The 9,903-nt window shown below is 65.5% G+C and carries 8 protein-coding genes; 1 reads left to right on the top strand and 7 read right to left on the bottom strand.

Annotated elements, in window-relative coordinates; all coding sequences use genetic code 11:
• The first annotated feature begins 135 nt into the window (after positions 1-135).
• Positions 136-555, top strand: coding sequence for an MmcQ/YjbR family DNA-binding protein (locus AB0B66_RS42695; protein WP_360541199.1), 420 nt, complete (start codon positions 136-138; stop codon positions 553-555).
• A 317-nt stretch (positions 556-872) separates the two neighbouring features.
• Here the strand turns inward: AB0B66_RS42695 and AB0B66_RS42700 are convergent, their stop codons facing one another.
• The 7 genes from AB0B66_RS42700 to AB0B66_RS42730 all read right to left on the bottom strand — a co-directional run bounded on the left by AB0B66_RS42700 (position 873) and on the right by AB0B66_RS42730 (position 9,761).
• Complete coding sequence (locus AB0B66_RS42700; protein WP_360541201.1) at positions 873-1,244, bottom strand: DUF1801 domain-containing protein; 372 nt, start codon at positions 1,242-1,244, stop codon at positions 873-875.
• A gap of 601 nt (positions 1,245-1,845) precedes the next feature.
• A complete protein-coding gene (locus tag AB0B66_RS42705; protein ID WP_360541203.1) occupies positions 1,846-4,440 on the bottom strand; it encodes a hypothetical protein in 2,595 nt (864 codons plus the stop codon).
• Entirely contained in the window at positions 4,437-5,645 is a 1,209-nt protein-coding gene (locus tag AB0B66_RS42710) for a CHAT domain-containing protein (RefSeq protein ID WP_360541205.1), read from the bottom strand. The genes AB0B66_RS42705 and AB0B66_RS42710 overlap by 4 nt, the downstream gene beginning before the upstream one ends.
• A gap of 32 nt (positions 5,646-5,677) precedes the next feature.
• On the bottom strand, positions 5,678-7,426 hold the full coding sequence (locus tag AB0B66_RS42715) for a hypothetical protein (RefSeq protein ID WP_360541207.1): 1,749 nt from the start codon (positions 7,424-7,426) through the stop codon (positions 5,678-5,680).
• Between the two features lie 6 nt (positions 7,427-7,432).
• On the bottom strand, positions 7,433-8,386 hold the full coding sequence (locus AB0B66_RS42720; protein WP_360541209.1) for an AAA family ATPase: 954 nt from the start codon (positions 8,384-8,386) through the stop codon (positions 7,433-7,435).
• The gene (locus AB0B66_RS42725; protein WP_360541211.1) at positions 8,383-9,324 is read right to left on the bottom strand and encodes a hypothetical protein; all 942 of its coding nucleotides are present in this window, start codon (positions 9,322-9,324) and stop codon (positions 8,383-8,385) included. The genes AB0B66_RS42720 and AB0B66_RS42725 overlap by 4 nt, the downstream gene beginning before the upstream one ends.
• Positions 9,315-9,761, bottom strand: coding sequence for a hypothetical protein (locus tag AB0B66_RS42730; protein WP_360541213.1), 447 nt, complete (start codon positions 9,759-9,761; stop codon positions 9,315-9,317). The genes AB0B66_RS42725 and AB0B66_RS42730 overlap by 10 nt, the downstream gene beginning before the upstream one ends.
• Between the last annotated feature and the right edge of the window lie 142 nt (positions 9,762-9,903).

The following is a 9,903-nucleotide window of genomic DNA, read 5'->3' on the forward strand; positions in this document are numbered from 1 at the left end:
AGTCGTCATGGCCAGGGCGGCGACGGACGTTGCCCGTAGCCGCCCACGACCGAACCTGCCTGGCTTCTCCTGCTCGCGACGGCTGCGACGAACGACCGGCGCGCGAAGTTCGCTGACAACCGTTACTGTCGGCCTATGTCCGGCCCTGGAGACGTGCCACCGCAGATCCTGGACCGGCTGCGACCGATCTGTCGGCAGTTGCCCGACACGTACGAGGAACCGGCCTGGATCGGCGTCCGCTGGCGGGTCCGCACGCGGACGGTCGCCCACGTCTACACACCGGACCCGGAACGTTTCCCGGTCTACGCCCGGCAGCTGATCGCCGACGAAGCACCGACCGTGATGACGTTTCGCGTACCCATCGGCGACCTGCTCAGCCTGACCGCCCACGGCTTCCCGTTCTTCCGCGCCCCATGGGGCCATAATGTCGCCGCTGCCGTCCTCGGTGACCACACGGACTGGACTGAGATCGCCGAGCTGGTCGCTGACAGCTACTGCGAGATGGCGCCGAAGTTCCTCGTCGCCCGGGTCGCTCTCCCTCTGCCGAGCAGCTGATCCGCAGCGCGGCGAGGGGACAGCAAGGCATCACCACCTGCAATGTCCCGATCAGTTCAGAGCCCCGCCTCGACTCGGTTCAGCCCGGTGGACCAGATCTGCTGGGCTGGTGGATCCATCAAGCGCACGGTGCCGCCCGGGCGCCGCGCATGAGCCGTCGCTCGGCACCCTCGACCAGCGTACTCCCGTTCAGGCGTCGCTGAGCGATCACATGATCCATTTTGCGTGCGCGAATCGCGGCAAATTCGAGCGTGCCGAGGCTGACGGCGCGCTCACATTCGCCTACGCGGAAACGATCTCACTGGTTCACGATGCTGTCACATCCAAAGGACGCCATCGTCCTCGTGTTCGCGCACGCGATAGGCGATCATCCTGCGCAGCAGGTCGACCGGCGCGCGTTCGCCGTACGGGAGTTTGACTGTGCCCTTGCCTGTGGCCAAGCCGGCAAGATCGGCGTCGAACGCCTCGCGAGTGCTGGGCGTGAATGCGACGCTCGCGTGTCTAGCGTGACCGCTGACCATGAACAGGATCGTCCCGGACGGGTGCAGCCACGCCGGATACCCCCATTTGATCGCCTCGCTCGCCTTGGGGACCGCCTCGTGGGCCAGTGCTCGCAGCTGCAAAAGCAGCTCGCGACTCTGCCCGGTGAAGCCCTCAATGTAGTCGTCGACCGTCCGCGCCTTGCCCATGCCGCCAGTGTGGCAGCCCTGCCCGCCCGGCGCTCGCGGCATGCGACGCCAGGCCGAATCCACATGCATGACGAAATCGCCTCGCTGGTCGCCGAGTTGGGCGACATCGCCACCGCGCTTGCGGAGGCCAAGCCTGAGTAGAAACTCGACCTGTACCGAGCCCTACAGCTCAAGCTGACCTACAACGATGAAATACAAACGGTGCACGCCATAGTGGATCTTGGCGGGCACCGTTGGGATTTGGTTCGTGTCCGAGGGGCAACACAAACCAAAACCCAACCGGGTCCGACGCTGTTGACGTCGTTCCAGTTGATCTAGCAGCACGTGCGGCGGCGTTCAGGCTAACACGCCGAACAGGCATTAGCCCGAAGCGCCGCCTCCGTTCATCGGCACGCCGAGCGCGCACCCGCAGGCTGCGCCACCTTCGTGTCCTGATACAGCTTCTCCTGTATTCAGGGTGCGCTGTACTCTTGCCACGTGTAAACGCTTACCTATGGTGAGGTGCCAGTTCGGCCTGTTCCGTCACTCCGCCTGAGTCAGCATGCGGACTGTGTTAAGCCGCTCCGCAGGTGGTCGAGCGCCGCGCGATCGTTGGTCATATTCATGATGCTGGCCAGTGTTGGTTCAGCGCCGCAGAGACACTGGCGAAACCCTGGCGATCGGCCATCCCGATAGCCAGCACGAGTGTGAGCGCGTTGCGGCCCTCAGCGAACTTGTCGCAGGTCCGCAGCAGCTGGATCAGACTCGTGCGGGGTACGTCGGAATAAGGTACCGCGGCACGGATTGGCGACGGCAGCATGCCGATCAGGACTTGGAGGTTGGGTACGCTGCACAGCTCGTCGACATCCTCCATGACGCTGACGATCGTGTTGAGGGCACCAAGCGACAGCCGTTGAAGCCGTCCGTGGGCCGGCGTCAGGTCGAATACCTGACCGTCGTGAGTCGGCGTGCGGCGCCACAGATATGGCGGCTGTCGGACCGCAGTCTCCTCAGCGCGTATCGTGGCGAACCGGGTGTCGAGCCGCTGTGCAAGCTGGTCGGCGTCGGGCGGCCAGAATGCGGCTGGGTCCTGCAGCAGCCGAAGCAGCTCATCGGAGAAGAGGCCGGTCTTGCGTCTTGTGTCGTTCATCGCCACCTGGCCAGGGGCAGCCGCGAACAGGATGTGCTGTTCCCGGTCGAGAATATGGTTCCCTCGCGGCATGACCTGCCGCGGGAGCTGGTTGACGTAGCGCAGCTCCGAAGTAAGGTTCTGGCATGCGTCGACGATCAGCAGCTGGCGCTGGAACGCCGGATAGTAGGAGGTGAGGAGGGCATCGCTGAGCGAGTCGAAATCCAGATTGCGCTGGTCGGACATCGTGGCGTCCACCGTGAACAGGCGGCGAGCCTTACCGCCGTCGATCGCACCGTGCCCGCCCCACACGACGATCAACAGGTTGGCCGTGTCGGTAGGAAGCTCATGGGCAAAGAGATCGTAGATTTCCGCTTGCGTCGCTGGGCGTGCTGGCAGGCCAAGTGCGTCGATCAACGGACGGCTAGCCGTCAGCGGAGAGGCGACTAGAGTGATCGCGCCATCCGGAACGCCGCGGTCGCGCAGCCATTCGATGTATCGAGCTGCGTCTAGGGCGGGTCCGTCCAGCGGGCCCAGTGTCGAGTCGCCATGGTAGTCCTCGGCCGCGACGACGACGGCCCGAACACCAGTTATCGACCTACCCTGCTGACGACGCTGCGGATGACCGAGTACAGCGAGGGGTTCCCTAAGTATGCCAGAGCTATCAGGGATTTGCGGTGCCCACGTTGGCATGCTCTCGTCGATCTGGAAATCGGCGCCGTAGCGGAGTGTGACATCACCTCCGGCCCGCGCGATCGCGACGACTGGCCGGCCGGCCCAGGTGAACGATATCAGTGTTGTCACCGGCCGTAGGCTGTCGGCCGCGGCCGAGCTTCGCGTCGCGCCTTGGAGAGCCCATCGGAGAATCCCCTCTCTGCCGCCCCAAAGAAGTACTGGACGCTGCGTGCCTTCCGGCAGTTCGATCACGGCGTTGACCCAGTCTCCATTGCTGAGCCAAGGCTCGCCCACGGGAGTGCCGGTCACGACGTCCCACACTCGGACGGTGCCGTCATCGGCAGCGCTGACGATCATCGAGCGCCCGCCTTCTCCTGCGACGGCGGCGATACTGTTAATCTGCGCTACATGTCCGGTCAGTGAGGGTCCGAGTAGCGATCGGCTGTGCGTGTCCCAAATTCGAATTGCCGAGTCTCGGCCAGCCGAGGCAAGGAGGCTCCTGCCGTCAACCGTTATCGACGCCATCGAGAACACCGCACCTACGTGTCCGATGAGCCGTTCAGCGACCTTAATGTCGAGCTGTCCGTCCTGCAGAAGGTAGATGGCTCCGCTACTGGTTCCGACCGCCACGTCTGCGGCGCCCGGCGCCCGGTCGATCGTGGCCAGGGCTGTGACGGTTTCGAAGTCCGGTCTAGTCAACTGGGACAGAACGGTGCGTGTGGCTGGGTCCAGGAGTAGGAACGTCCGACTCGATGCAGCTAGCAGAAGCGTTGTTCCATCGGAGCGACGTAACGGCGTGACGTGCGCTCGGCCTGGCGCGATCTTGTATATGTCGACAGTATCGTTGGCGGGCCACCACACCCGCAGGGTTCCGATGTCGGTGCCGATGGCGAGCGCTGGCCGACCCTCGGCGTCGTTGAATGCCACCATTGACCACACGTCTGCATCGGTGCCAGCCAGGGACGGTAACTGCATCGGCGGGCCAAGGGCGGCGTCTCTCAGAGAGATGCTCATAGTCGACGGGTGCATGGGAGCGTCGATAGTGATCAGTATCGGGAGTTGCACTGTGTGGAATGGCACTCCGCCAGCGCTGATGAGGGTCAGCCACAGGCTGGTTTCGGTGCTGGGCAGCGCGGCGTCTCCGACGGTGGTCACGAACCTGGCTGGTCCGTAGGTGCCGCCGAAGCGGTGCAGGACGACGCTCGTGTCGCCGAGTGCGTTCACTTTCAGGTGGTCCCGTCCGCTGAGCATCAGCGCGACGACGTGCTCCTCGTCGCTGTACGGCCATCCGTCGATGTCATCCAGGCGGAGGTCGATGGTGACCAGATAGCGTCCGCCTGGGCGGGCCTGGTGAGGCCAGCTGACGACTGGTGTCATCTGGACCGATGCGATGGGTGTCGTGGCGTGGCTCATGTGTCGGCACCGCTCGGCAGCATCCGCAGTAAGGTGTTGGGGTTGCCGAAGTAGAGGTACATGAATCCGTTGAAGAATTCCCGCAGTTGCTCGTCGGTCGCTTTGACGCTGGGGTCGGACGGCAGTGCATCGGCGAGATTGGTTCGGTGTGCCAACAGCATTCCGGGAACACTGAGATCCTCCGATTCCGACTCGGATAGCAGCCGCCACGCAAAATCGTACGAATCTGCCTTGTCGACCTGGCCTGAGGTGGCGATGACGCCGCGGGCGCCGCGGCGAAGGAACATCTCCGCGAAGTTGCGGGTCCCTTGCTCGCCGAAGCGGTCATCATTGAGCAATTGACCACTGCCGCATGCGTTGAGCAGCACGAGGGTCCGAGAGTTAAGCATCGCTCGCATCTTGAAGACCTCGAGCCGGTCCAGCGACACTCCGGCCAGCGTCGACCTTTCGCCGTTCGAGCTAGCTATGCCATGGCCCCATATGAAGACCACGCCGACGTTGCGGGCCGTGTCGTCGAGGCTGTGCAGCAGATCGTCGAGGCTGCCGAAAGATTCGTGTGGGTACCGCGCCAGCAGAGCTGCGGGGTTCGGAAATGTCGGGTCGGTGAAGGCGAGCAGCTGCCCGTTGCATGCGCTGGAAACGCTGGTCAGCCAGTCTGGACGGATCTCGGTGAACACGGCCGTCCACCGAATGACCTCGAAGTCGGCCCCGAGCCATCCGCGGTCGGCAGGGTCGCCGGTGTCGTGAAAGAACAGCTCCCACGGGATCTGGAAGTTGGTCTCGTCCCAGACGATGAGCCGCAGTTCACGCCCGTGGCGACGACGTAGCGCAGTGATCCATTGGCGTAGTGCGAGTTTGGTCGTGGACCAGCTTCGCAACGCGGCGATGGCTGGGCGAAGTGATCCGCGGGCCATGACCTCGGCCAGGGCAAGGTCAGGGGGACCCTGGACGCCCAGGTCTTGCGGAGAAGCGGTGCGGTGCAGATCGGCGTCGGACTGCAGCTCCAGGTAGAACCTTTCCACGCCTTCATGGGTCCGGCGGTGCACTCGCAGCAGCGCGGTCGCCGGTGGCAGCGGCAGCGGCAGCGGGCCGAAGGTTTTCGGCAGATCCTGCTCGGCCGAGCGAACCGCGTCCGGAGCCTCTACTTCGTCGAGGCTTCGCTGGGCTGCGATCGGCTGCGGCTCGCGGCCTGCGGACATGGCCATGCCACTGACGATGCTTCCCATTCCTAGGCTGGTCATCGCAGCCCTGGGCCAAAGAGTTCGGGTGTCCTGTCCGTCGCAGCTGCGACCATTCCGCCGAGCGCATCGGCGAGCTCGAACGGGAGGTTCGCGTAGGTCGCCAGTGTCGGTGAGATCACGACTGATCGCACGGACGTCATGGCCTTGACAGCGGCTGCGGCGGTCAAGGCATCGTCGACGCCGCGCCGACCAGCCGAGCCCTCGACGTGTCCACGCGCGCTGGCGTCCAAAGGCACGTTGCCACGTCCGTCGGTAGCCACGACGAGCCAGGCCCGGTCCACGTTGATGCGGCCCCTGCGGGTGAGCCGGAGCAGCTCCTGGGCGGCCAACTCGATGCCGGAGGCGAGCGGTGTCGCCCGGCCTGGCGGCCGGCGAAGCGACCGCAGCACACGCGGGTCGCGAACACTCGATGCGAGATAGCGCTCGGCGCACAGTGGATTCGCGGCATCGGCGTGTCCGAGATCGACGACGCAGACGGCGGCGCGCTGTATGTATGCCCACTGCAGATAGGGGGCCACCGCAGGGATCCAGTCCCAGCCGTGGTGGCAGGTATGGTCGAGTATGAGCACGAGCAGCCGGTGCGGGTTCCAACCTCGTCGGTAACGACGCCAGTCCTCCCGCTGGACGGCGAGTCCAGCTGTGCTGGGGCGAAGGCCGCGGAACTTGGCCGCCTCCATGAACGTCGGCACCAGCGCGAGGTCGATGGAGCTCCGTGCGCGCTCCACGCCCGTGCTCTGGCCGCGTAGCCGTCGGGCACGGCCTACTCCGGTCCATGGACTGCGTAACGACGTGGCCTCCGGCAAAGCGTCAGGTGCCTCCTCCGGATACTCAGCCGTATCCAAGGCGCCCATCGCCATCGGTGTCGGGGCGTCGGCGACGTCGACCGTGTCGACATCGCTTGGCGCGATCTCGTCCGCGTGCGCTGACTCCACGGGACCGGATGGTGCCACGGCGGTCGGGCCGGGGGCGGCTGGTCGGTCCACGCCGTTCAGGCCGAGGATCGCGAGCGCTTGCTGCAGATGATCCATTGCCACCTCAGCGGTGCCCTCCAATATGGCGAGTGCCCGCGCTGTGCGGGCAACCGCCAGGATTCTGCGCATCCCGCCGGTCGACGCTCCAGCCAGTTCATCGAGCAGATCCGCCCCGACGGGCGGAAATCTCAGATCGTCGCCGAGGAGCAATGGCCGGGGCTCCGGCATTCCTGCCCATCCCCTCGGCCCTGCCTCGTGCGCGGGTAGCCAGTCGGCAGGGATGGTGATCCGCAACGGGAACCGGTCCAGCAGGTGGTGCGAGTGACTGCCCGCCGATAACGGGTGCGCTGCCGCCAGCCACCGTGCCCGGGGCCGCCACGAATAGCTATGGCCGTGCCGCTCCACCGACACGGCGTCCGAACCGACAAGCGTGGCGGCAGCGCGGAGAACACCAAGGCCGGCATGGGCGAGGTCGGGCACCACGACAATCGGAGGTACCGGGACGTCCGCCAGCAGTCCCGGTGTCGTCCGCAGTTGCCCGTCCTCCAGCCGGACACGCGACCACAGGTCGTCTTCCGAGAGCCACGAGCCGGCGACGACTATCCGCGGCGCCGTGCCGTCCGAGGCTGACATGGTCCGGGCCAGCCATCCCGCCAGAATCTGCATCACCTCCGGCCGGTCGGTGAGCACGAGCAAGCCGCCGATGCGATGATCCACCGCCATGCAGCGCAGCAGGGCAGCTACACGGTCGGCTATCGCCGTATCGGTTCGCATACTCGTCTACCTCGCCCCCGCCACGACGCGGAGGAGCGCTTCGGCATCCTCGTTCGTCCATGCGGTCAGCAGGCCCGGGTCCGCGGCCGACCGCCGGTGCACCAGCGTGAGCGGGACTACCCGCGCCACATGGTCCGTCGTCACCACACGCGAGCCGTCGATCGCGGCCAGCGCCTGCGCCGCATACGCCGTCGCGAGTTCGCCGCGATGACCAGCGGCCGAGAACGCGCCCGCAATCCGCGCGCACAATGCCAAAATCTCATCCGGGAGCGTTACCGCGCTAACGCGCTCACGGGCTGCGGCGAGACTCCTGCCGAGCTCGGCATCGGCAGCCCGCGCTTGGCTCACCATCGCCGAGTGCTGGTCAGCGCCATCAGACTCGAATGCCAGCACGTTGCGCAGGATTTCATGGCGGACGGTCGGGTCCTCCTCCGAGGCGACGAAAGCAACCAGGCCAAAGCGGTCCAGCAGTTGCGGCCGAAGGCTGCCCTCCTCAGGGTTCATGGTGCCGATGAGGGTGAACCGGACATCACGGAGCTGCTCCCCTATCCCTTCGCGTTCGACAGCCAACGTCCCCCAGGCCGCAGCATCAAGGATGATGTTGACGAGGTAGTCGTCCAGCAGATTCACCTCGTCGATGTACAGCAGGCCGCCACCCTCATGGTGAGCCTGCTCGAGCAGGCCCGGCCGGGTGGCGGAGTGGCCCTGGATCAGCTTCTCGACATCCCAGCCGCCGAGCACCCGGTCGTCGGTGGCGCCGATCGGAAGGGTCACCGGCAGCCGCCCCAGAACCATCTGCGCGAACGCCCGCACGGTCGTGGACTTGGCGGTGCCACGCTGGCCGGTGGCGAGCACGCCGCCGACGCGCGGCGAGACATAGGCGATCTCCAAGGCTCGGCGTAAATCCCCCTGACCGACGATCATTGAGTACGGCAGCATGCGTGTCTGATCGGTGCTCAACGGTCCACCTTGTAATCGCCGGTCATCGGAACACCTTGGCGCCACATGTCGCACAGCGCCCGGTTGACTGCCCGTTCCTCATCGCGAGTTCGGGGCTGAGGCATCTTGAGCGCGTCCAAGAGGTCGAATCGGTGCAGGTCGAATGCGGAATTAACAGCTTCGCCATAAGCGACGGCGGCGGCCACCGCCCCTGCGTAGGCGACGGCGGCGATGGCCGCCGGGACGAGAGCCAACGCCAGCCATCCAGCGGAATCCCACAGCAGCACCACGGCGGCGAGGAACATTGTTCCAGCGGTGATCGTCATGCGTCCAGCGCTATCGAGCACGTCCCGGCGGTCGTCCACCATCGCGCGGACGTTGTCGCCGAGCACTGCGTAAAGCCGTGGCCAAGCGACAATCGCATCAAGGCCGTATTCACGGCCGGCGGTATCCTCCATCGCCGACAGCGCGTTGCCTAGCGCCGTTGGGCGCACGAGGTGGTGGGGCTGCGGATACCGCCGACGCAGCCGAGCACCAGCAATGCCCGCGCGCTGAACCAGGTCGGCGGTGAGCTGGGATCGGCCGATGGGCAGCTCCGCGGCGGCAGCCATCCGGCGCTTGCGCCGCCGCTGTATCCATCGCCCAACCCCAGCGCCGAGCGCGGTCGGCCAGTTGCCTTCGAGCACCCTCATCATCGCCAGCTGCAGCGGCGCAAACAGAACCGCGATGACCGTAACGGCAACCGTGAGGATGACGATCTCGCCGACACCGAGTCCTCTCGCGGTCTGCCATGCGCGTGCGAATGACAGGGCGTGCCCATCGTGGAGCCATGTCGGAGCGCCTGCCCACACCAGAATCAAGACGAATACCGCTGCGGCATAGGTCGGAAGATATCCGATCAGGAAGAAACGTCCTGATATCATGCCATCAAGCGGCTTGTTAGCGGCACTCAGGTCCATGCGCGCAACTCCATCGCCAGGCCGTGGGATTCACATAGCGGAAGGAAGCGCGCATCGTGGAACGAGCGGAAGGCCTCCCTCGGGCACGCATCGGCGGGGCATGCGTACCGCAACGCACGGTATTGCGTTGATTCTCCGGGCAGCGATGCCCGATCTCCATCGCCAAACGATGTCGACTCATCGCCACCTGCCGTGCCCGCGAGGCGATCGAGGGCACGACGACTGCTCAATCCGAGCCGCTGACCGTCCAGCCTGACCTCGACTCCGTCACCATCCGGCCACCGACGGAGTTCTTCACTGATCATTGCTTGTAGCCGTCTGGATGTCGGAAGTCGACCGGACTTGATATCAATAGAACCGACGAACGTCACGACATCGGCGTCCCACAAGGCGCCGTAGGCCGCCCGTTGCCGGGCGACCTCTTCCGAAATGGCCATGGCCAGTGACAGTACCAACGCGGGGCGTAACTATTCTTCCTCCTTACGGCCAATGCCGGGAAGATAAGCGTTGTGGCAGGTCATGCCGGGTCTCGTCGGACGACGTCAATGGCGTAGTGGACGGCCATGGATCTCGGCTGGG

The organism is Catellatospora sp. NPDC049111, assembly GCF_040648615.1.
Taxonomy (GTDB): Bacteria; Actinomycetota; Actinomycetes; order Mycobacteriales; family Micromonosporaceae; genus Catellatospora; species Catellatospora aurea.